General features: G+C 69.6%; 21 protein-coding genes. 10 read left to right on the top strand and 11 right to left on the bottom strand.

The genetic code is table 11. From position 1 onward, the window contains the following. The 9 genes from QM569_RS03400 to QM569_RS03440 all read left to right on the top strand — a co-directional run. Window positions 1–432, top strand: a 432-nt coding sequence (locus QM569_RS03400; protein ID WP_414985818.1) for an SPOR domain-containing protein, incomplete at its 5' end; no start/stop codon positions are given. Window positions 433–490: 58 nt separating this feature from the next. Then, entirely contained in the window at window positions 491–1,147 is a 657-nt protein-coding gene (locus tag QM569_RS03405; protein ID WP_414985819.1) for a thiol:disulfide interchange protein DsbA/DsbL, read from the top strand. Between the two features lie 98 nt (window positions 1,148–1,245). Beyond that, window positions 1,246–1,878 carry a lipopolysaccharide transport periplasmic protein LptA gene (gene lptA / locus QM569_RS03410; protein ID WP_414985820.1) on the top strand — a complete coding sequence of 211 codons (633 nt, stop codon included), beginning with the start codon at window positions 1,246–1,248 and terminating at the stop codon, window positions 1,876–1,878. Then, window positions 1,875–2,642 carry an LPS export ABC transporter ATP-binding protein gene (gene lptB / locus QM569_RS03415; RefSeq protein WP_414985821.1) on the top strand — a complete coding sequence of 256 codons (768 nt, stop codon included), beginning with the start codon at window positions 1,875–1,877 and terminating at the stop codon, window positions 2,640–2,642. The genes lptA and lptB overlap by 4 nt, the downstream gene beginning before the upstream one ends. Further along, window positions 2,642–4,222: an RNA polymerase factor sigma-54 gene (locus QM569_RS03420; protein ID WP_414985822.1), complete on the top strand. Its 1,581-nt coding sequence runs from the start codon at window positions 2,642–2,644 to the stop codon at window positions 4,220–4,222. Before lptB ends, QM569_RS03420 begins: the two co-directional genes overlap by 1 nt. Further along, window positions 4,219–5,427, top strand: coding sequence for a THUMP domain-containing class I SAM-dependent RNA methyltransferase (locus QM569_RS03425; protein WP_414985823.1), 1,209 nt, complete (start codon window positions 4,219–4,221; stop codon window positions 5,425–5,427). The genes QM569_RS03420 and QM569_RS03425 overlap by 4 nt, the downstream gene beginning before the upstream one ends. Next, window positions 5,417–5,893: a putative toxin-antitoxin system toxin component, PIN family gene (locus QM569_RS03430; protein WP_414985824.1), complete on the top strand. Its 477-nt coding sequence runs from the start codon at window positions 5,417–5,419 to the stop codon at window positions 5,891–5,893. The genes QM569_RS03425 and QM569_RS03430 overlap by 11 nt, the downstream gene beginning before the upstream one ends. A gap of 129 nt (window positions 5,894–6,022) precedes the next feature. Beyond that, the gene (locus tag QM569_RS03435; RefSeq protein WP_414985825.1) at window positions 6,023–6,286 is read left to right on the top strand and encodes a transcriptional regulator; all 264 of its coding nucleotides are present in this window, start codon (window positions 6,023–6,025) and stop codon (window positions 6,284–6,286) included. Between the two features lie 76 nt (window positions 6,287–6,362). Then, window positions 6,363–7,004 carry a HipA N-terminal domain-containing protein gene (locus QM569_RS03440; protein WP_414985826.1) on the top strand — a complete coding sequence of 214 codons (642 nt, stop codon included), beginning with the start codon at window positions 6,363–6,365 and terminating at the stop codon, window positions 7,002–7,004. A 10-nt stretch (window positions 7,005–7,014) separates the two neighbouring features. Here QM569_RS03440 and QM569_RS03445 read toward each other — a convergent pair whose 3' ends face one another. The 6 genes from QM569_RS03445 to QM569_RS03470 all read right to left on the bottom strand — a co-directional run bounded on the left by QM569_RS03445 (window position 7,015) and on the right by QM569_RS03470 (window position 15,625). Beyond that, on the bottom strand, window positions 7,015–9,429 hold the full coding sequence (locus QM569_RS03445; protein ID WP_414985827.1) for a TonB-dependent siderophore receptor: 2,415 nt from the start codon (window positions 9,427–9,429) through the stop codon (window positions 7,015–7,017). Window positions 9,430–9,625: 196 nt separating this feature from the next. After that, window positions 9,626–10,597: a FecR family protein gene (locus QM569_RS03450; protein WP_414985828.1), complete on the bottom strand. Its 972-nt coding sequence runs from the start codon at window positions 10,595–10,597 to the stop codon at window positions 9,626–9,628. Then, complete coding sequence (locus tag QM569_RS03455) at window positions 10,581–11,090, bottom strand: sigma-70 family RNA polymerase sigma factor (protein WP_414985829.1); 510 nt, start codon at window positions 11,088–11,090, stop codon at window positions 10,581–10,583. The genes QM569_RS03450 and QM569_RS03455 overlap by 17 nt, the downstream gene beginning before the upstream one ends. A 112-nt stretch (window positions 11,091–11,202) precedes the next feature. Beyond that, window positions 11,203–12,915 (bottom strand): ABC transporter ATP-binding protein/permease, encoded by a 1,713-nt coding sequence (locus tag QM569_RS03460; RefSeq protein WP_414985856.1) that lies wholly within the window; start codon window positions 12,913–12,915, stop codon window positions 11,203–11,205. Window positions 12,916–13,145: 230 nt separating this feature from the next. Next, entirely contained in the window at window positions 13,146–13,937 is a 792-nt protein-coding gene (locus tag QM569_RS03465) for a hypothetical protein (protein WP_414985830.1), read from the bottom strand. Next, window positions 13,934–15,625: an FMN-binding glutamate synthase family protein gene (locus tag QM569_RS03470; RefSeq protein WP_414985831.1), complete on the bottom strand. Its 1,692-nt coding sequence runs from the start codon at window positions 15,623–15,625 to the stop codon at window positions 13,934–13,936. The genes QM569_RS03465 and QM569_RS03470 overlap by 4 nt, the downstream gene beginning before the upstream one ends. Before the next feature lie 68 nt (window positions 15,626–15,693). Here QM569_RS03470 and QM569_RS03475 point away from each other — a divergent pair, with 68 nt between their 5' ends. After that, window positions 15,694–16,488 (top strand): UPF0149 family protein, encoded by a 795-nt coding sequence (locus QM569_RS03475; protein ID WP_414985832.1) that lies wholly within the window; start codon window positions 15,694–15,696, stop codon window positions 16,486–16,488. 16 nt (window positions 16,489–16,504) lie between these two features. Here the strand turns inward: QM569_RS03475 and QM569_RS03480 are convergent, their stop codons facing one another. From QM569_RS03480 to QM569_RS03500, 5 genes are read right to left on the bottom strand one after another with little or no spacing between them, the layout of a single operon-like run. Then, complete coding sequence (locus tag QM569_RS03480; protein ID WP_414985833.1) at window positions 16,505–17,032, bottom strand: CinA family protein; 528 nt, start codon at window positions 17,030–17,032, stop codon at window positions 16,505–16,507. After that, on the bottom strand, window positions 17,032–17,556 hold the full coding sequence (locus tag QM569_RS03485; RefSeq protein ID WP_414985857.1) for a phosphatidylglycerophosphatase A: 525 nt from the start codon (window positions 17,554–17,556) through the stop codon (window positions 17,032–17,034). Before QM569_RS03485 ends, QM569_RS03480 begins: the two co-directional genes overlap by 1 nt. A 54-nt stretch (window positions 17,557–17,610) precedes the next feature. Beyond that, on the bottom strand, window positions 17,611–18,585 hold the full coding sequence (gene thiL, locus QM569_RS03490) for a thiamine-phosphate kinase (RefSeq protein WP_414985834.1): 975 nt from the start codon (window positions 18,583–18,585) through the stop codon (window positions 17,611–17,613). A gap of 5 nt (window positions 18,586–18,590) precedes the next feature. Further along, a complete protein-coding gene (locus tag QM569_RS03495; RefSeq protein WP_414985835.1) occupies window positions 18,591–19,715 on the bottom strand; it encodes a YbdK family carboxylate-amine ligase in 1,125 nt (374 codons plus the stop codon). After that, the gene (locus QM569_RS03500) at window positions 19,712–20,968 is read right to left on the bottom strand and encodes a cation:proton antiporter (protein ID WP_414985836.1); all 1,257 of its coding nucleotides are present in this window, start codon (window positions 20,966–20,968) and stop codon (window positions 19,712–19,714) included. Before QM569_RS03500 ends, QM569_RS03495 begins: the two co-directional genes overlap by 4 nt. Window positions 20,969–21,052: the final 84 nt, after the last annotated feature.

Here is a 21,052-nt window from a genome sequence, read left to right on the forward strand (position 1 = left end):
CCGGCGCGCCCGCCCGCCGTGGCGCCGGTGGCCCCTGCCGAGGCGCCGCCGGTGCAGGCCGCTGCGGCAGCGGCCTCTGCGCCCAAGCCCGCCGCCAGCAAGCCCGAGGCCGTCAAGGCAGAGAGCAAGCCCGGCGCCGACCCGCTGGGCGACCTGGCTGCGGCCAAGGCTGCCGCCAAGGGCGCGGCGGTGGACCCGTTCGACTACTACGTGCAGGCGGGCGCCTTCCGCACCCAGCCGGACGCCGACGCGCAGCGCGCCAAGCTCGCCATGCTGGGCTGGGAGGCCAAGGTGAGCGAGCGCGAGCAGAACGGCCGCCCGGTCTTTCGCGTGCGCGTGGGGCCGTTCACCAAGCGCGAGGATGCCGAGCAGCTGCGGGACAAGCTCGAAGGCACGGGCGTCGAATCCGCCCTGGTGCGCGTGCAGCGCTGAACTTTTTGCGGGGGCGTGGCTCCCACCCCCCCAATCTGAACGAGGAGAGTCTGAAGTCATGAAACGCCGCGAATTTTCTTTGTCCGCCGCCACGGCGATGGCCGCATCCGCCCTCGCGCTGCCCGTTGCAACCCCTGCCTTGGCGCAGCCCCGCCAGTTCAAGGAGGGCAAGGACTACCGGCGCCTGGACAAGCCCGTGCCGCCCGAGGCGCCCGCCGGCAAGGTCGATGTGATCGAGTTCTTCTGGTACAGCTGCCCGCACTGCAACGCCTTCGAGCCCACGCTGGACGCCTGGGTCAAGGCCGCGCCCAAGGACCTGAGCATCCGCCGCGTGCCCGTGGCCTTCAACGCCAGCTTCATCCCGCAGCAAAAGCTCTACTACGCGCTCGAAGGCATGGGCAAGCTCGACGAGCTGCACGCCAAGGTGTTCCGCGCCGTCCACGCCGAAAAGCAGCGGCTTGCCAAGGACGACGAAATCTTCGCCTGGATCGGCAAGCAGGGCGTGGACGCTGCCAAGTTCAAGGAGATCTACAACTCCTTCACCGTGTCCAACCAGGTGCGCCGCGCCTCGCAGCTGCAAGACGCCTACCAGGTCGAGGGCGTGCCCTCCATGGGCGTGGCGGGCAAGTACTACACCGACGGCACCATGGCGGGCAACATGCAGAACGTGCTGCAGGTGGTGGAATCGCTCGCCGCAGCGTCCCGCAAAGCCTGACGGGTCGATGCCTGTCAATGCCCAAAGCCCGCTCCGGCGGGCTTTTTTCATGGGACGGGGCAAGGGGTGGATACAATGAAACGCAAGATTCGTGCCCTATGAACCACTGCATCCTCCCGACCCTCCTGCTCGCGGCCCTGGCCTGCGCCCACGGCGCCGCCCAGGCCGAAAAGGCCGACCGCGCCAAGCCCATGAACATCGAAGCCGACGCGCTGCGGCATGACGAGCTGAAAGCCACCAGCGTGTTCTCGGGCCGCGTGGTCATGACCAAGGGCACCATCGTGCTGCGCGGCGCGCGGCTGGACGTGCGCCAGGACGCCGACGGCTACCAGTACGGCGTGGTCACGGCCGAGCCGGGCAAGCGCGCCTTCTTCCGCCAGAAGCGCGACACCGCGCCGGGCATGCCCGACGAGTTCATCGAGGGCGAGAGCGAGGTCATCGAATACGACGGCAAGGCCGACAACGTGCGCTTCATCACCCGCGCCGAGCTGCGCCGCTACCGGGGCGCGGTGCTCAATGACGAGATCACCGGCGCCGTGATCGTCTATAACAACCTCACCGACGTGTTCACGGTGGACGGGCAGCGTGCCCCGGCCAGCAGCGGTGCGGTACCCGCGCCCGGCAGCCGCGTGCGCGCGGTGCTGGCGCCCAAGGACTCCCCGCCCCCACCCGCCGCGCCCGCGTCGGCTCCGGCCCTGCGCCCCAGCAGCCGCCTGGGCGGCGTGCAATGAGCGCGCAGCCCGCAGAAGGCGGCGGCAGCCGCCTGGAGGTGCAGCACCTCGCCAAGTCCTACGGCAGCCGCAAGGTGGTCAAGGACGTGTCGCTGGTGGTGCAAAAGGGCGAGGTCGTGGGCCTGCTCGGCCCCAACGGCGCGGGCAAGACCACGTCGTTCTACATGATCGTCGGCCTGGTGCGCAGCGACGCGGGGGACATCCGCATCGACGGCCAGTCGGTCGCGCACATGCCCATCCACCGCCGCTCGCGCCTGGGCCTGTCGTACCTGCCGCAAGAGGCGTCCATCTTCCGCAAGCTCACGGTCGAAGAAAACGTGCGCGCCGTGCTGGAGCTGCAAAAGGACGAACACGGCCAGCCGCTCGCCCGCGCCGTGATCGAGGAGCGCCTGACCGCCCTGCTGGCCGAGCTGCGCGTGGACCACCTGCGCGCCTCGCCCGCGCTGGCCCTGTCGGGCGGCGAGCGCCGCCGCGTGGAGATCGCCCGCGCGCTGGCCACGCAGCCGCGCTTCATCCTGCTGGACGAGCCCTTCGCAGGGATCGATCCCATCGCCGTGATCGAGATCCAGCGCATCATCGGCTTCCTGAAGGCGCGCGGCATCGGCGTGCTCATCACCGACCACAACGTGCGCGAGACGCTGGGCATCTGCGACCACGCCTTCATCATCAGCGACGGCCAGGTGCTGGCGCAGGGCACGCCGTCCGAGATCGTGGACAACGCCGAGGTGCGCCGCGTGTACCTCGGCGAACATTTCCGCATGTGATGAAACCGGGCCTGTCGCTGCGCGTATCGCAGCACCTCGCGCTGACCCCTCAACTGCAGCAATCCATCCGCCTGCTGCAGCTGTCCACGCTCGAACTCTCGCAAGAGGTCGAGCAGATGCTGGACGACAACCCCTTCCTCGAACGCACGGCCGACGAGGCCCCGCGCGAGGAATTCGGCCTGCAGGCCGAGAACACCCCCGCCCAGGCCGACGACTACAGCGCCGATGATGCTATGTTTTCAGGAGCTGCTAGCGCAAGTGGGACAAGCGCTGAGGGCCAAAATGACCATGAATCCACCAGCGGCGCCGACGAGCCCGACTGGAGCGGCGACGGCACCGTGGAAATGGCCCCGGGCGACGCCGAATGGGGCGGCGACGCCCCCGCGCGCACCCGCAACGACGCCGAGGGCGACGAGGCCGACGCCACCGAGCTGGCCCGCTCGCACGAATCGCTCACGGCCTTCCTGCACCGCCAGGCGCTGGCGCTGCGCCTGTCCGACGTGGACTGCGCTGCGCTGCGCTTCCTCATCGAATCGCTGAACGACGACGGCTACCTGGAAGACCCGCTCGAAGACCTGGCCGCCAGCCTGGCGGGCCCCGAAGACCTGGAGCAGATCGAGGAGCTGGTACACCGCTTCACCGTCGCCCTGCGCCTGCTGCAAAGCCTGGAGCCCGCGGGCGTGGGCGCGCGCAACCTGGCCGAATGCCTGGCGCTGCAACTGAAGGCCATGGACGCGGACGAGGAGGGCGACCCCGCCACCATCCAGACCGCCCTGCGCATCTGCCAGCAGCCTTTGGCGCTGCTGGCCAAGCGCGACCTGCGCCGCCTCGCCGTGCTGTGCGGCGACACCGAGGACCGCACCCGCGCCGCCATGGCCCTCATCGCCCGGCTGGAGCCGCGCCCGGGTCGCCGCTTTGCCGACGTGGAGCGCAACATCATCGTGCCCGACGTGATCGTGCGCAAAGCCGCGCGCGGCAAGGGGCAGGGCGGCCAGCCCCACTTCATCGTGCAGCTCAACCCCGACGTGATGCCCCGCCTGCGCGTACACGACGTGTACGCGGGCGCGCTGCGCGGCGGCAGCAAGGGCGAGGGCCACGCCGCCCTGCAGCAGCGCCTGCAGGAGGCGCGCTGGTTCATCAAGAACATCCAGCAGCGCTTCGACACCATCCTGCGCGTCTCCACCGCCATCGTGGAGCGGCAGAAGAACTTCTTCACCCACGGCGAACTCGCCATGCGCCCGCTGGTGCTGCGCGACATCGCCGACGAGCTGGGCCTGCACGAATCCACCATCAGCCGCGTGACCACCGCCAAGTACATGGCCACGCCCATCGGCACCTACGAGCTCAAATACTTCTTCGGCTCGGGCCTGGGCACCGAGACGGGCGGCAACGCATCGAGCACGGCGGTGCGGGCGCTCATCCGGCAGTTCGTCGCGGCGGAGAACCCGGCCAAGCCCCTGTCGGACAGCCAGATCGCCGAGATGCTGAAGGAGCAGGGCATCGAATGCGCCCGCCGCACGGTGGCGAAATACCGCGAGGCGCTGAAGATCGCCCCAGCCAACTTGCGCAAAGCCCTATGAACCAGCTCCAACTTTTTCTGCCTTGTGCGGCGGGCGTCGAGGGCTTCCTGGCCGACGAAGTCCACCAGATCACCGGCCTGACCGGGCAAGACCTGCTGACCGGGCGCGGCGGCGTGTTGCTGCGCGCCTCGTGGCGGCACGCGCTGCTGCTCAACCTGCACAGCCGCCTGGCCCAGCGCGTGCTGGTGCAACTGGCCCACCGCCCCTACCGCAACGAGAACGACCTGTACGCCGCCGCCAGCGGCGTGGCCTGGGAAATCTGGTTCACCACGCGCCAGACCTTCAAGGTCGAGGTCACGGCGCAGCACAGCCCGCTCACCAGCCTGAACTTCGCGGGCCTGAAGGTCAAGGACGCCATCGCCGACCGCTTTCGCGCCAAGAGCGGCGTGCGCCCCGACGTGAACACCCAGTGGCCCGACGTGCGTGTCCACCTGCACCTGACCACCGACGAAGCCACGCTCTACATCGACACCAGCGGCGAGCCGCTGTTCAAGCGCGGCTGGCGCGAGGACAAGGGCGACGCGCCTTTGAAGGAAACGCTCGCCGCCGCCATGATCGCCGCCAGCGGCTGGCAGGCCGACGCGCCCCTGTACGACCCCTGCTGCGGCAGCGGCACCATCGCCATCGAGGCGGCGCAGATCGCCTGCCGCATCCCGCCGGGCTTGAAGCGCCGCTTCGCCTTCGAGCGCCTGCTGCCGTTCCAGTCGCACGTGTGGTCTGCTATCAAAGAAGAAGCTGCCAGCGCAATCCAGACAAGCGCTGCGCCCGTATTTGGCAGTGATGTTTCGCACCGCATGGTGGACTTTGCCCAGCGCAACGCCGAGCGCGCGGGCGTTGCGCATGCCGTGCAGCTGCGCGGCGGCGACGCATTGCAGCGCATGCCGCCGTGCGAGCAGCCCGGCGTGATGCTGCTCAACCCGCCGTATGGCGAACGCATCGCCGCCGCCGGGTCAGCGGGCCAGAAGGCCCAGGAACGCGCGGCCCGCGAAGTGGCGCAGACCGAGGACGGCGGCGAGTTCTTCAGCCAGCTTGCCGCGCACTGGAAGAAGAACTACAGCGGCTGGACGGCCTGGATGCTCACGCCCGACCTCAAGCTGCCCGGCAAGATGCGCCTGAAGGAATCGCGCCGCGTGCCCCTGTGGAACGGCCCCATCGAATGCCGCCTGTTCCGCTTCGACATGGTCAAGGGTAGGCATGCGGGTTGAACTGCGCCTGCCATTGGATGCGCCGCCCCGCCTCGTGGTGGTGGACACCAACGTGGCGCTGGATTTGCTCATCTTCTCCGACCCGCGCACCGCGCCCCTGCGCCGGTTGCTGGCCGAAGGCCGCCTTGCCTGGATCGCCACGGAGGTCATGCGCGACGAGCTGGAGCGCGTGCTCGCCTACCCGCACATCGCCGAGCGCATGGACTACTACCGCGTCACCGCTGCCCAGGTGCTGGCCGCGTTCGACGCGCAGGCGCGCCGGGTGGGCGTGGCCCCCAAGGTCGCCTACGTGTGCAAGGACGCCGACGACCAGAAGTTCATCGACCTCGCCGCCGCGCACCGCGCCATCCTGCTGTCCAAGGACAAGGCGGTGATCTGCATGCGCAAGCGGCTGGCCAGGCTGGATGCGCTGGTGGCGACGGAGCTGGTGCTGGAGAATGAAAACGCAACGCCTGTTGCGATTTGAGCGGGTTCTGCATTCCGCTGGTAAAAAACGAAAGGCTCTATTCGTTATCTTGCGCGCCATCGGGGGCAATGATTAAAATCTAAGCGATCATTTCGGTTTAGAGCGTGAGCACGTTCTTGGGAGCACGCCATGCACTTGCCAGTCCGCACGGTAGAAGATGTTGGCGCAGCGGTGCGTGCAGTCCGCAAGCACAGCCGTATCCGCCAGGACGATGCGGCGGGCAGCGCCCGCGTCAGCCACGTCTTCCTGCGTGACCTCGAACACGGCAAGGCCACGGTGCAGTTGGGCCGCGTGCTGCAAGTGCTGGACGAGTTGGGCATCCACATGGTGCTGGAAGTGCCGGACGAGGCCCGCGAGCATCTGGCCGCCCAACTGGCGGGGGGCGATGCGTGAGCGCCGCGCCGGGCTGCATCGCAAGCCAAGCTCGCTCTCGCTTGGCGGGACAGGCCGCAGGCCGAAGGGTGCATCAGTGAGCGGGCGGCAGCTTCACGTCATCATCAACGGGCACCCCGTGGGCACGCTGGCCGAAGACGGCAACGTCTGGGGCTTCGAGTACGCCGCGTCCTGGCTGGCCGACTCCAAGGCATATGCCCTCTCGCCCGCGCTGCCCCTGGGCGCAGGCATGCGGCGGGATGGTGGCACCCAGCGCCCGGTGCAGTGGTTCTTCGACAACCTGCTGCCCGAAGAACTGCTGTGCCATGTGATCGCCAGGGAAGAAGGCGTGGAGGCCGCAGACGCCTTCGGCCTGCTGGAGCGGCTGGGCGCGGAATCAGCGGGGGCGCTGGTGCTTCAGCCGCCGGGCGCGCCTGCCGCGCCCACGGGCGCGCAAACCCTCGCGCGTGAAGCGCTGTCCGCGCGCATCCGCAACCTGCCCCGCGCCTCGCTGAACCACGGCGCGCCCAAGCGCATGTCGCTCGCAGGCGCGCAGCACAAGATGGTCGTCAACTTCGACCCTGAACACGGGCATGCCCACGCACGAACAGGCTCTGCTGCAAGCACTGCGCCAAGCCTTCTCACACGGCGCTGCGGCGCATCCTGCCCGCGGCTTGATTTGCATGAAAATGGCCTCCAGCGCTTATGCAGAAAGCGCTGGAAGCTCATTTTTCAATAGCAAACAGCGCCTAGAACGTGTGCTTGAGCTGCACCGTGAAGCTGCGCGGCGCGCCGTAGGTGAAGGTGTTCCAAACCCCCGAGTAGTACTTCTTGTCGAACACGTTCTTGATGTTGAGCTGCACGCTGGTCTGTCGGTTGAAGCGGTAGCTGGCCATCAGGTCCACCAGGGTATAGGCGGGCTGCCCGACGGGTTCCATCAGCCCGGTGACTGGGTTGGTCCGAGCAAAGGGCGGCCTGCTCTGCCACGTCAGCCCGCTGCCCAGCGCCAAACCGGTCAGATCACCGCGAAATTCGTACTTGGTGAACAACTTGAATTGCTGACGCGGATGAAACGCCTGGACATCCTCGCCCTCCGCGTCACGCGCACGGAACCTGGTCCATCCGGCACTGAGCTGCCAGCCTCGCGCGATTTCTCCGGACGCCTCCAACTCGATACCTTGCGATTTTGCGCCGCGCGCCGACCGCATCGCCTGTACCGTTGTGCCCGGAACGACGTAGCCATCGTCAGGAACGGCCAGTTTGTCCTGGTCGATGCGGAAAACGGCAGCACTGGCATTCAGGCGTCCGTCAAGAAACTCTCCTTTGACACCGACCTCCATCCCGCGCCCGTCGATTGGGTCGAGATACCTGCCATTGCGATCCAACGCAGCTTGCGGCTTGAAAATCTTGGTGTAGGAAGCGTAGAGCGATACGTCCTGGGTCACGTCGTAAACAAGGCCGCCATAGGGCGTGATCACGTTCTTTTGGGTTGTGTAGGCTTCCGGGGTCCAGACCGCTTCTTTTTCATCGCGTTGCCACCGTGTCCATTGGGCGCCAAAAATCAGTTTGAGTGGCTCGGCGAGCTGTAGGCGGGTGACGGCATAGGCGCTCGTCGTTCTTTCGTTCGTTCGACTCCCTACGTAAAAATCGCTCCATGCTGGCTGTGGATAGCTACCGTCCCAGAGATTGAAATTCCCTACCGGTGGAACATCCGGGTCCAGCAGGTTTCTCGCGTCCCAGCCCGTCTTGAGGCGCGTGTGGATCACACCGACATTCAGGTCGTGTTCTCGTCCCCAAAGGCTAAATGGCCCGCTGGCGGAAAACGCAAGCTGGGTTTGCGTTGGCTGGCTTCGGTAGTAGTCCATCATGGGCTGATAACCCAATCCCGTGGTGCGATCAGGAATGCCGAACAGATAGACCAGCTCCGACGTTTCTTTCTTCTTGTAGTAGCCAAGGTCTGCGCGCAGTTTCCAGCTATTTTCCAGCGCATGCTCCAGACGAGCGAATGCGGTGCGCTCGGTGGTATCCCAATGACCCCAGCGCGTAGATGTGGTCTTCGAACGGGGCCAGTCGGTACGTGTGCCGTCGGCGTACCAGTACGACAGGCCACCCCAGTACACGCCGTTTCGCTTGATGTCCTCCTGGCTGGCGCCCAATGTCAGAAGAGTGGCTGGGGTCAAGTCCGCCTCCACCACCCCATAGAGCGTTTTGCCTCTCCTGTTCTCCAGATCGATGAACGAGTTTTCTTGCAACGCATGGGCCACCAGCCTTCCGCGCACCGTGCCACTGGCATTCCACGGAGCAGACAGATCCGCAGTGGCAGCGCGGTGGCCCCAGGAACCCAGTTCGGCTTGTACCGAACTAGCGAACCGGTGGCTATTGGCACGCTTGCGCACCAGGTTGATGGTGGCCGACGGATCGCCTGTGCCGTTGAGCAGTCCCGTGGCGCCGCGCACAACCTCTACGCGGTCGAAAATGGCTGCGCCGGACGTTTCGATGCCGATGTTGGAATTGGTTGTCGGCAGACCATCGATCTGAAAATTGCTGATTTCAAATCCGCGAGCAGAGAGGTAGTTTCGTCCGCGATCCAGGGCTGCGAATGAAATGCCCGTGGTGGATTGCAGAGCATCCTGCACGGAGGTCGCCGCCTGGTCGTCCATCTGCTGGCGCGTGACCACGGTGACCGACTGCGGCGTCTCGCGCGGCGACAGGGCCAGGCCCGTGGCCGTGCGGGTGATGTCGGTGGTATAGCTGCCTGTGCCCTCGGTCGTGCCGTCGCGCGCCGCATCTGCGGTGACGGTGACCTCGGACAGCACGGCGGTTGCCTGGGTGACTCCCTGCGCGGTGGCCGGCGCCTGGCTGGCCGCGCGGGCCACGCCCCACACCCCGTTCGCGTTGCGCGTCAGCGTGAGGCCGCTGCCCGCCAGCGCCGCCTGCGCGGCCTGCTCGGGCGTGTAGCTGCCGCGCACGGCGGGCGCCTGCAGCCCCGCCACCAGGGCCGGGTCCACCGACACGGTGCGCCCGCTTTGCTGGGCGATGGCGACGAGGGTCTGCCCGAGCGGGCCGGGCGCTATGTCGTAGGCGCGGGCGGCCTCCGCGGCGGGCGGTGCGGCGGCGCTTTGCGCGCTGGCGGTGTGGCTGGCGGCCAGCAGGGCGGCGGCCACGGCGGCTGCCAGAAGGGTTGGGCGATGGGCCAGGGGCATGCTGTGTTTCCCGTTGGTTGGTGGATGACACAAGGCATGTGGCGCGAGCGCCGCGAAAGCGATCACCCCCGGCGCAGAAAAATTTCAGAAAATATGGGTCAAATTGGCCTCTGGTGCTTATTCAGCGGGCGCAAGCAGCTATGAATTCAGGAGTGTTCTAAGCCGAGTCGATCACCACCAGCCACCCCCCCTGGTACCGCCGCACGCTGATCGGCAGCGTGTCGGCCAGCGCCTGCAGCGTGTGGTCGGTGTCGTCGAGCGGGAACGCGCCCAGCACGGGCAGGCGGGCGGCGGCGGGGGCCAGGCGGATGAAGCCGCGCCGGTAGGGGCGCAGGGCGTCGATCACGTCGGCCAGGGTGCCGCCGCCCGGCAAGGCGAGCATGCCGCGCTGCCAGGCGGCCAGGTCTTCGGCGGGCGTGGGCGTGGGGGTGATGCTGCCGAGGGTGTCGATCCACGCGCCCTGACCTGCCGCGAGCGTGGCCTGGGTGCCGCTGACGGCGCGCAGCGCCAGGGGCTGGGCCAGGGCGGCGGCCTGGGTGCGGTCGTCCTGCACGCGCACCATGCAGCGGGCGCTGCCGCCGAGGTGGGCCTCGCCATGGCGGGTGCGTACCGTGAACGGGTGGGCGGCCTCGGCGATGAGCGCGCCCTGGCGCAGCTCGACGATGCGGCTGGCGGGGGCGATGTCCACGGCGCTGCGCGCGTCCAGCAGCAGGCGGCCGCCGTCGGGCAGGTCGATGGCGCGGCGCTCGGCGGTGGCGGTGTGGGCGTCGGCCAGCAGGCCGGGCAGGGGGGTGATGCGGTGGGCCAGCAGGCCCGCAAGGCCCGCGCCCGCCACGGTGAGCAGGCCGCCCGCGACGCGGCGGCGGCGCGGGTTGGGTGGCTGCAGCAGCGCGCCGATGGCGGAGTCGGCGGCGGCGGGGTTGCCGCTGGTGTGCTCCGCCAGGGGTTGCAGGGCGTGGTCGAGCGCGCCGCTGACGTGTGCCCAGGCGGCTTCGTGGGCCGGGTCGGCCTGCCGCCAGGCGGCCAGGGCCTGGCGCTGGGCCTCGGTCATGGTGCCGGAGCGGGCTTCGACCAGCCAGTCGATGGCCTGCCCGCGCGGCGTGGGTGCTTTGCTACGCGGTGTCCGCATGCTGGCTGAGGGCCGTGATGGCGCGGGCCATGTGGCGGCGCACGGTGATTTCGGCGATGCCCAGGCGCTCGGCGATCTCGCGGTAGGTCATGTGGTGCAGCCGGTTGAGCAGCAGCACCTGGCGCGTGGCGCGGGGCATTTCGCCCAGCGTGCGATCCACGGCGTTGAGCGCCTGCACCATGGCGTAGCGCTGTTCCTCGGAGGGCTGGTGCGGCGGGGGCAGGGAGGCCAGCGCGTCCAGGAAGGCTTGTTCCAGATCGCGGCGGCGCCAGAAGGCATAGACCGTGCGTTGGGCCACCAGGGTGATGAAGGCGCGCGGGCTGTGCAGCGGCGGCAGGTGGCGCGCTTCGAGCAGCTGCACGAAGGTGTCGTGCGCCAGGTCCTGCGCGTGGCTCGCATCGCCCAGCCTGCGGCGCAGCCAGCCCTGCAGCCAGCCGTGGTGGTCGGCGTAGAGCAGGGCGATGGAGGGCGGATGGTGCTGGCGGGCGGGCATGCGGTCTCGGGCGGAAACAAGAATAATTATCAGTCATCTTGTTTCAAGCCCCGCTTCCCGCCGGGCGGCGCAGAGCGCGCGGGCCTGGGGCGGTCGGTCGCATAGCGCCTGGTCACTGCTCGAACTGGAAATCCCCCGCCGCGCACAGCCGCCAGCTCCCGTCGCCCGCCAGCGCCAGCACGTGCGTGTGGTGGCGCAGCACCGCCGGGCGGTGGGCAATGCTGACCAGGGTGGTGCCGCTGTCGCGCAGGCGCTGGTACAGCGCAGCCTCGTTGGCGCTGTCCAGCGCGCTGGTGGCCTCGTCGAGCACGACGATGCGCGGGGCGTGCGCCAGCACGCGGGCGAAGGCCAGGCGCTGCTGCTCGCCGGTGGAGAGCAGCTTTTCCCAGTCGTGCGTGGCGTCGAGCCCGCCCACGCGCTCGGCCAGCGAGGGCAGGTGTACCTGCTGCAGCAGGTCGAGCAGTTGCTCGTCCGTCAGGTCGGTTTCGCGGGCAGGGTAGATGAGCTGGCTGCGCAGCGTGTCCACCTGCATGTAGGGGCGCTGGGGCAGAAAGAACACCTCGTCCAGCGGCGGGTGCTGCACCGTGCCGCTGCCGGTGCGCCACAGCCCGGCGATGGCCCGCAGCAGCGAGCTTTTGCCGCAGCCGCTCGGCCCGGTGATGAGCAGCGCCTCGCCCGGCGCCAGTTGCAGCGACAGGTCCTGCACCAGCAGGCGGCCGAAGGCGGGGGTGTGGAGCGTCAGGTCTTCCAGCGCCAGCATGTCGCCTTCGCGCGTGGCGATCTGCGGCGCGTCGGTGGCGGATGGGGCGGCGTCTTCGGGCGCTGCCTCGGTCCAGGGGGCGGGCGGCTCGGCAGGGGCCAGCAGCACGGCCTGCGACAGCGCGTGCAGCCGGTCGATGCCCGCGACGAAGCGGCTCAGGCTCTCGAAGTTGTCCACGATCAGCGACACCGCGCCCAGCACCGCCGCGAAGGCACCGGCGGCCTGCACGGCGCGGCCCACTTCCAGATCGCCCGACAGCACGCTGTTGGCCAGGATGATGCTCGGCAGCACCAGCGTGAGCTGGCTGAACGAGCGCTGGTACAGGTTCAGCGCGCGCTGCTTCTTGATGAGGCGCGCGTAGTTGTTGAAGGCCGCCTCGAAGCGGTGGTCGATCTGCGCGCGCTCCTGCGGCTCGCCGCGGTAGAAGGCGATGGACTCGGCGTTCTCGCGCAGCCGCATCAGCCCGAAGCGGAAGTCCGCCTCGCGCCGCAGTTGCCAGAAGTTCAGGCGGATCAGCGGCGCACCGAACAGCCACAGTGCGCCCACCGTGCCCAGCAGCGCATACACCGCCAGAAAGGCCACCAGCACGTGCGAGATGGACCACAGCACCGCGCTGAAGGCCACGAGCTGCATGACCGACCCGAGGAAGATCAGCAGGAAGTGCGTGGAGCGGCCGGTGAAGGTGTTGATGTCCTCGCTGATGCGCTGGTCGGGGTTGTCGATGCCGCTGCCCGCGCCCATCTCGTAGTACTTGCGCCCGCCCAGGTAGCCGTCCAGGAAGCGGTGCGTGAGCCAGCGCCGCCAGTGGTTGGAGAACGCGTCGCGCATGTAGTAGTAGAAGGCGTACACCGGCACCGCGAAGGCCAGCACGACCAGGCTGGCGCGCACGGCGGACCAGAAGCGCTCGGCCTGGCGCGCGGCCAGGGCCGAGGTCATCTCGCCGGTCTTGTCGATGAGCATCACCGCCAGTTGCGTTTCGCACACCATCAGCGCGATCAGCAGCGCCAGCAGGCCCCAGGCCATGCGCTTTTGGTCGCCCAGCCAGTAAGGGCGGGCCACGCTCATGAACTGCTTCCACGCGGCCAGCGACAGCGTGGGCGGGCGCCGACGGCGTGGCTTGGGCGCAGGGGCGGCGGGGGAATCGGGCGGCGCGGAGGCGGCGGTGGGCGGCATGGAAAAGCCTTGCGGGATTAAGGGAAGTGGCGCTGCATCGTCTGCCTGCACGATAGGCGCGGGCGCGGCGGCGCCTTGTCAGCCAACGCCGACGGGCGCCTAAGGACGGCAAGCCGAACCGTTCAGCCCAGCAGGTCGCAGGCGGCCCGCACGCGCTGCAGGTCGCGCCCCAGCCTGCGGCTGGCGGGCAGGCGGCGCAGCCAGCGCAGGCGCTGCACGCTGTCCGCCAGCACGGCCTGCATCGGTGGGCTGCTCTGCGCCACCCACGCGGCCCAGAGCGCGCGGGCCCCGGGCAGCAGGCCGCTTTGCAGCAGGTAGATGGCCGTGGAGTGGGCATAGCACAGCGCGTCGCGCGCGTGGCACACGGGCAGGGGCAGCACGGCGGCGGGGTCGTCCTCGAAGTCGATGCAGGCCACCTGGCCGTCGGGGCAGCGCACCATGTTGCGCGCGAATGCCTGGCTCAGGCAGGTGCCCTGGCGGTGTACGTGGGCCAATACATCCAGGCCCTGCTGCCACAGGGCCAGCACGGCGGCGGTGTGGCCTGCCTGCGCGGCGGGCTCCATGGCGTTGATGAGCGAAGGCGTTTCCTCGCCCGGGCGGCCCAGGTGGCGCATGGCAAAGCCGTTGTCCTGCACGGCCAGCACCTCGGGCACACGCACGCCGCGCGCGGCCAGGTCGCGCAGGCGGCGCACCTCGGTGGCGATGGCCTGGGGGCCGCCGGGGTTGGGTACCGGGCGCAGCACGGGCAGGCCCAGCAGGCCCGCGAGCAGCGCCATGGCGCGGTAGCGGCCCGGGCCGTGCGGTGCGCCCGCGCGCTTGACCCAGATGGCTTCGCCATCGACCGTGTGGCACATCACGTTGTGTGGCTGCTCGGCCAGTTGCTGGCGCAGAAAGTCGGCGTAGCGCGTCGTCATGCGGTGACAGGGTGGCGCGCCGCCGCTGGGGCCAGCCCGGCGTCGGCCGCCTGAAAGCTGTGCGCGTTGGCCAGCGGCCAGTACAGGCGGTACACGCTGTGCTGCGCCTCCAGCGGCCCCAGCAGCGCGCCGGGCCGCACGCGGTGGATGAGGTTGGACAGCAGGCGCACCTCGGTGTCGCTGATGCGCCGCACGATGTGGTGGGCCGTGATGTCCTGCGGGTGCGTGAGGCCCGCGGCCTGCACCAGCTCTTGCAGCGCGTGCAGCGTGCTGCGGTGGAACTGCGCCACGCGCGCGGCCTTGTCGGGCACCACCAGGGCCTGCTGGCGCAGCGGGTCTTGCGTGGTGACGCCGGTGGGGCAGTGGCCGGTGTGGCAGCTTTGCGCCTGGATGCAGCCCAGCGCCATCATGAAGCCGCGCCCGGCGTTGCACCAGTCCGCGCCCAGGGCCATCATGCGCGCGATGTCGAAGGCGCTGATGACCTTGCCCGCGCAGCCGATGCGCACGCGGTCGCGCAGGCTCACGCCCACCAGCGTGTTGTGCACCAGCAGCAGGCCCTCTTGCAGCGGTGCGCCCACGTGGTCGCTGAACTCCACGGGCGCGGCGCCGGTGCCGCCCTCGGCGCCGTCCACCACGATGAAGTCCGGCGTGATGCCCGTGACCAGCATGGCCTTGACGATGGCAAACCATTCCCACGGGTGGCCCAGGCAGAACTTGAAGCCCGTGGGCTTGCCGCCCGACAGGGTGCGCAAGCGGGCGATGAACTGCATCATTTCCACCGGCGTGCGGAAGGCGCTGTGGCTGGACGGCGAGATGCACGCCTCGCCCACGGCCACGCCGCGCGCCGCCGCGATCTCGGCCGTGACCTTGGCGCCCGGCAGCACGCCGCCGTGGCCGGGCTTGGCGCCCTGGCTGAGCTTGATCTCGATCATCTTGACCTGCGGGTCGGTGGCGTTGGCGACGAAGCGCTCCTCGCTGAAGGTGCCGTCCGCATTGCGGCAGCCGAAGTAGCCCGAGCCGATCTCCCAGATCAGATCGCCGCCGTGCACGCGGTGGTGCTGGCTGATGCTGCCCTCGCCCGTGTCGTGCGCGAAGCCGCCCGCCCGGGCGCCCTGGTTCAGCGCCAGGATGGCGTTGGCCGACAGCGCGCCGAAGCTCATGGCCGAGATGTTGAACACACTGGCGTGATAGGGCTGCGTGCAGGGCGCGACCGACGGAGACGGCGCATCGGGCGTGCCGCCGATCCACACGCGAAAGTCGTGCGACGGCAGCTGCGTGGGCGCCATGGAATGGTTCACCCACTCGTAGCCGTGCGCGCCCACGTCCAGGTGCGTGCCGAACGGGCGGTTGTCCGGGTCGCCCTTGGCGCGCTGATAGACCAGCGAGCGCTGCGCGCGCGAAAACGGCGCGGCCTCGCTGTCGCTCTCGATGAAGTACTGGCGCACCTCGGGCCGGATGTATTCGAGCATGAAGCGCAGGTGCCCGATGACGGGGTAGTTGCGCAGGATGGCGTGGCGCGTCTGCCGCAGGTCATAGGCGCCCAGCGCCGACAGGGCGGCAAATGCCAGCATCACGGACAGTCCCACGCCGAAGGCCGTCAGCGCGAACAGCGACAGCAGCAGCCCCGCCACGCACAGCGCGAAGGCGGTATAGCGCACGGGGTACAGGGCATTGAGCTGGTGGATCATGGGTGTCTCCTGGCGGGTGGCTACACTGGCCGCCCTGCCGAATCATAGAGAACAACCCGAGCCGCACCATGACCGACACCCTTCCCACCGGCCTCGGCCCCGACGAGCTGGAAGAACTCGACGACATCCTCGACGACCTGCGCACGCGCGAGGAGGAAATCCCGCAGTGGGAGTTCTGTGACGGCTTCCTGACCGCCCTGGCGTGCAGCCGCCGCCCCATACCGCCCGCCGAATGGCTGCCCATGCTGGTGGGCGACGGCGCCGCGCTGGACGCTGTGCCCGAGGCGCTGCCCGCGTTCGCCAGCGCCGCGCAGCAGGCGCGCTTTCTGGAGCTGTGGGAGCGCCGCTGGACAGAGGTCGTAGCCCAGCTCGACGCCCCGGTCGAATCGCTGGACGACGAGCGCGCCTTCGCGCCCGAGGCCATGGACATGCGCGGCGCCGTCGCCAGCCTGCCCGAGGCAGAGCGCGCCGGGGTGGACGGGCAGGACGTTCCGTCCTTCGGCCAGATCTGGGCGCTGGGCTTCATGTTCGCCGTGGAGAACTGGCCCGAGGACTGGGCCGCCCCGCGCGACAAGGACGCCGCCCGCTGGCTGGACGACGCGCTGGACAGCATCGTCGCGCTGACCGAGGACGACACCGGCCGGCCCGAGGTCAGCATGTACGCCGAGGACGGCCCGCCCAGCACCAGCCAGGAGCGGGTGGAAGCCTTCGGCGAGGCCATCTGGGCCGTCTATGACCTGCGCCAGCTCTGGAAGAGCCTGGGCCCGCGCGTGGAGACGGTGCGCAAGGCGCCCGAGCCGGGCCGCAACGACCCGTGCCCGTGCGGCAGCGGCAAGAAGTACAAGAAGTGCCATGGGGCCTGACGGCCCGCGCGCGTGCTCAGTCCGTCAGCCAGTCCCGCAGGCGCCGCAGCGCGTGGCGCACGGTGGCCGCGCGCACGGCGGCGCGGTCGCCGCTGAAGTGCTGTACCTCGCTGTGCGTCACCCCGCCCACGCACCAGCCGAACCACACCGTGCCCACCGGCTTGGCCGCGCTGCCGCCGGATGGGCCCGCCACGCCCGTCACGGCCACGCTGGCCTGGGCCTCTGAATGCGCGATGGCGCCCTCGGCCATGGCGCGGGCCACGGGCTCGCTGACCGCGCCGTGTTCGTCGATCAGCGCGGCGGGTACGCCCAGCATCTGCGCCTTGGCGGCGTTGGAGTAGGTGACGAAGCCGCGCTCGAACCACTGGCTGGAGCCCGCCATGTCCGTGCAGGCGGCGGCGATCATGCCGCCCGTGCAGCTCTCGGCAGTCGCCAGCATGTCGCCGCGTTCCAGCAGGCGCTGAGAAATTTGAGCCAAATCGGCCTCTAGCGCTTGTCCATAAAGCACAAGCAGCTCACTTTTTGATAGTAATTGACTGGGCATCAAAGCCCCCAGAACCGCCACAGCGCAATGACCAGCAGCGTGCAGAACGCGGCCACGAAGTCGTCCCACAGAATGCCCCAGCCGCCGCGCCAGCCAAAGCCCTTGAACAGCCCGTCGGCCCAGCGCACGGGCCCCGGCTTGGCCGCGTCAAAAAACCGGAACAGCGCGAACGCCGCGAGCTGCCCCCACCACCCCATGGGCATGGCCAGCCACAGCACCAGCCAGAAGGCCACCACCTCGTCCCACACGATGGCGCCCGGGTCGGCCACGCGCAGGTTGCGGGCGGCCACCGTGCAGGCCCACCAGCCCACGACCGTGCTGGCGGCGATCAGCAGGCCCTGCGCGCCGGGCGACAGCCGGGGCGCAATCGCCAGCCACGCCAGCCAGGCCCACAGCGTGCCCACCGTGCCCGGCGCGATGCGCGACAGGCCGCTGCCCGCGCCCAGCGCGATGAAGTGCGCCGGGTGCGCGAGCAGAAAGCGCGCGCCGGGGCGCGCGGGGCTGGCGTCGTACTGCATGGGCATTGGGGCGTTGCGAAGGGATGGCATGCGGATGTGCGCGCGTTGGAGCGGCGGCGGTCACCGGAAATGGTCGAACGAAGCATACCCGTGCGCCACCGCCTGCCCTTGCGCGTCCACCAGCCGCAGGCCCGGCTGCGCCTCGATGCGGCCGATGCGGGTGACGGGCGTGCCGCTGGCCTGCGCGGCGGCGGCCACGGCGTCGCGCAGGGCGGGCGGGGCGGTGAACAGCAGCTCGTAGTCGTCGCCCCCGGCCAGCGTGCATTGGTGGATCAATTCAGGGTCAAATGGGCCTCCAGCGCTTTCTGGATAAGCACATGCAGCTATCAAATTAGTAGTAATCGACGCATCCACGCAGGCCCCCGCGCCCGATGCCTTCAGGATGTGCCCCAGGTCGCCCAGCAGCCCGTCGCTCACGTCCATGGCGCTGCTGGCGATGCCGCGCAGTGCCAGCCCCAGCGCCACGCGGGGCGTGGGGCGCTCCAGGCGCTCGCGGGCGCGGGCCAGTGTTGCGGCGGGCAGGCGGATGCGGCCCAGCAGGGCTTCGAGCGCCAGCCGCGCATCGCCCAGCGTGCCGCTCACGTAGAGGTCGTCGCCAGCGCGCGCGCCGCTGCGCAGCAGGGCCTGGCCCGCGTGTACCTCGCCGAACACGGTGATGCAAATGTTCAGCGGGCCTCGCGTGGTGTCGCCGCCGACCAGTTCGCAGCCATGCGCGTCGGCCAGCCGCAGCAGGCCGCGCGCGAAGGCGGCCAGCCAGGGCTCGTCCACGCGCGGCAGCGCCAGGGCCAGGGTGAAGGCCAGCGGGCGCGCGCCGCAGGCGGCCAGGTCGCTCAGGTTCACGGCCAGGGCCTTGTGGCCCAGGGCCTCGGGGCTCACGTCCGCGAAGAAGTGCCGGCCCTCGACCAGCATGTCGCTGGAGACGGCCAGTTGCATGCCCGGCGCGGGCGCGAGCAGCGCGCAGTCGTCGCCCACGCCCAGCGCCGCCTTGCGGGCGGGGCGGGTGAAGTAGCGGGCGATGAGGTCGAACTCACCCATGGCGCTCAGATGGCCACGCCGCGAAAGCGCTGCGCGGCCTGGCGGCTGACTTCTGCCAGCAACTGCTCCTCGCGCTGGCGCTCGCGCAGCCAGCGGGCGTCGTTCTGGCCCGCCTCGACCTCGGTGCGCAGCATGTGCATGGCGTTGGCTGCGCCCTGCATGGCGGCGTGGCTGGCGATCTTGTCCATGGTGTGCAGGATGTGCTCGCGCAGCGGCAGGTGCTCGCCCGTGGCGGGGTCCACGTACACGGCGTCCAGCCCGAAGCGGCAGGCCTGGAAGCGGTTGTAGGTATAGACCAGGTAGTCGTCTTCCTGCGGGGCGAAGGGCTGCTCGGCCAGGAACCACGCGCCCAGCGACTGCACGTAGCCCGCCAGCGCGGCGGCGCGCTCGATGGTCAGCGGCGTGTCGAACACGCGGATCTCGATGGTGCCGAACTCGGGCTTGGGGCGGATGTCCCAGTAGAAGTCCTTCATGCTCTTGACCACGCCGGTGCGCGTCATCTTGTCGAAGTAGGCGCTGAAGTCTTCCCACGTCAGCGCCAGCGGCGCGCGGCCCGACAGCGGGAAGGCGAACACCGAGTTCAGCCGCGCCGAGTCGAACGCCGTGTCGTGCCCCTGCACGTAGGGGCTGGACGCCGACAGCGCGATGAAGTGCGGGATGTAGCGGCTCATGCGGTGCAGCATCAGCAGGGCCGCGTTCGCGTCGGGGCAGCCGATGTGGACGTGCTGGCCGAAGATGGTGAACTGCTTGGAGAGGTAGCCGTACAGCTCCGACAGCTCGCGAAAGCGCGGCTTGTCGTAGATGCGCCGCTCGTGCCACTGCTGGAAGGGGTGCGTGCCGCCGCCCACCACGGCGATGTTGAGCTTGTCGGCGCTTTTCACCAGCGCGTCGCGGATGGGCGTGAGCTGCCCCAGCACCTCGCTGGCCGAGTGGCAGATGCCGGTGGAGATCTCGATCATGCTGTTGGTCATCTCGGGCACCACGCTGCCGGGCAGCGGGGCGCGGCGCATCAGGCGCAGCATGTCTTCGGCGTAGGGGGCCAGGTCGTAGTCGTGGGTGTTGACGAGCTGCAGCTCCAGCTCCACGCCCAGCGTCAGCGGTTCGGAATGGTGGAAGGGTTCCAGGCTCATGGCTGCGTGTCTCCGTCAGGGCCCCGGGCCGTCAGCGGCGCCCAGGGTTTGGAGCTTTCGCCCGCGCGGTAGATCGCCACGGTGGCGATGACGGCGCCCAGCACCTCCATCAGCAAAATGGCGGGCAGCGCCACCCCCGCGATCATGCGGCCGGTGGCGGGCGATGCCACCACGAACTGCGAGGCGATGAGCAGCGCGATGGACGACATGGGCGTCATCGCGCCGCCCATCCACAGCGCCTGCTTCCAGCTCGCGCCGCTGCCCACGTTGCCCAGCGCCACGCCCGTGACCTTGGCGAGCAGGCGCACGGCGATCAGCGCCAGCACCACGCCCGCCACGGGGGCGCTCCAGTCGGCCTGCGCCGCCACGGTGGAGACCAGCACGAACATCAGCATGGTCAGCAGCGACGAGGCATTGCCCAACTGGCGCGGCCAGGCCCAGGGGCGCGGGTTGAGCTGCTTGACCAGCATGCCGCCCAGCAGCGCCGCCAGCGGCGCCGAGCCGCCCATGTGCGCGGCCACGGCCGTGCCTGCGGCCACCAGGGTCAGGAACAGCATGGACGTGTTCTCGCTCGTGGGGCTCATGAAGCGCAGCGCCGTGCGCAGCACCAGCGCCAGCACGGCCGCCACCACGATGGACACGCCCAGCACCACCACCACCGGATAGATGGTCTCGAACACGGTGAGGCCGTGGCGGTTGGCCAGCTCGGCCCGGGCGCTGCCCAGCGCCAGCGCGTACAGCGACGACAGGGTGGTGAGCACGATGGCCCGGTCGGTCACGGGGCCTGCGGCGCGCGTGTCGGCCACCACGCGCGTCAGCACGGCGGGCGAGGCGGCCAGCGCCACCAGCGCCAGCGGGCCCGCCACCTGCGCGGGCAGCTTCAGCCACACCAGCACCCCATAGACGGCGAAGTAGGTCAGCGCCGATTCGGCAAGGCTTTGCACCAGCACCATGGGGTTGTGGCGGAACCAGCGCAGCGGAATGCGACCGCCGCACTCGAACAGCACCAGGGCCACGCCCAGCTCCAGCAGGAACAGGCCGATGCCCTGCAGCGGCCACACGGCGCCGCTGAAGCCCGCCAGCCCCGCCACCGTGCCCACCAGCGAATAGCCCACCACCTTGGGCAGGCCCGTGTGGCGCTGCGTGAGATAGCCCGCCATGGCGGCAACGGCGAGCAGCAGCGACCACTGCACCGTGGGCAATCCGGCCGAGGGGCGCAGCCATTGCGCCCAGAAGCTCAGGATTTCGTTCATGTGATGGAGTCCTCGAAATAGCAGCCGCCGCGGCGGCCAGCGGGCGCTGCCCGGAATGTACCGGCCCGGGCATGCCTGCCCTGT

The organism is Acidovorax sp., assembly GCF_047607405.1.
Classification (GTDB): Bacteria; Pseudomonadota; Gammaproteobacteria; order Burkholderiales; family Burkholderiaceae_C; genus Acidovorax.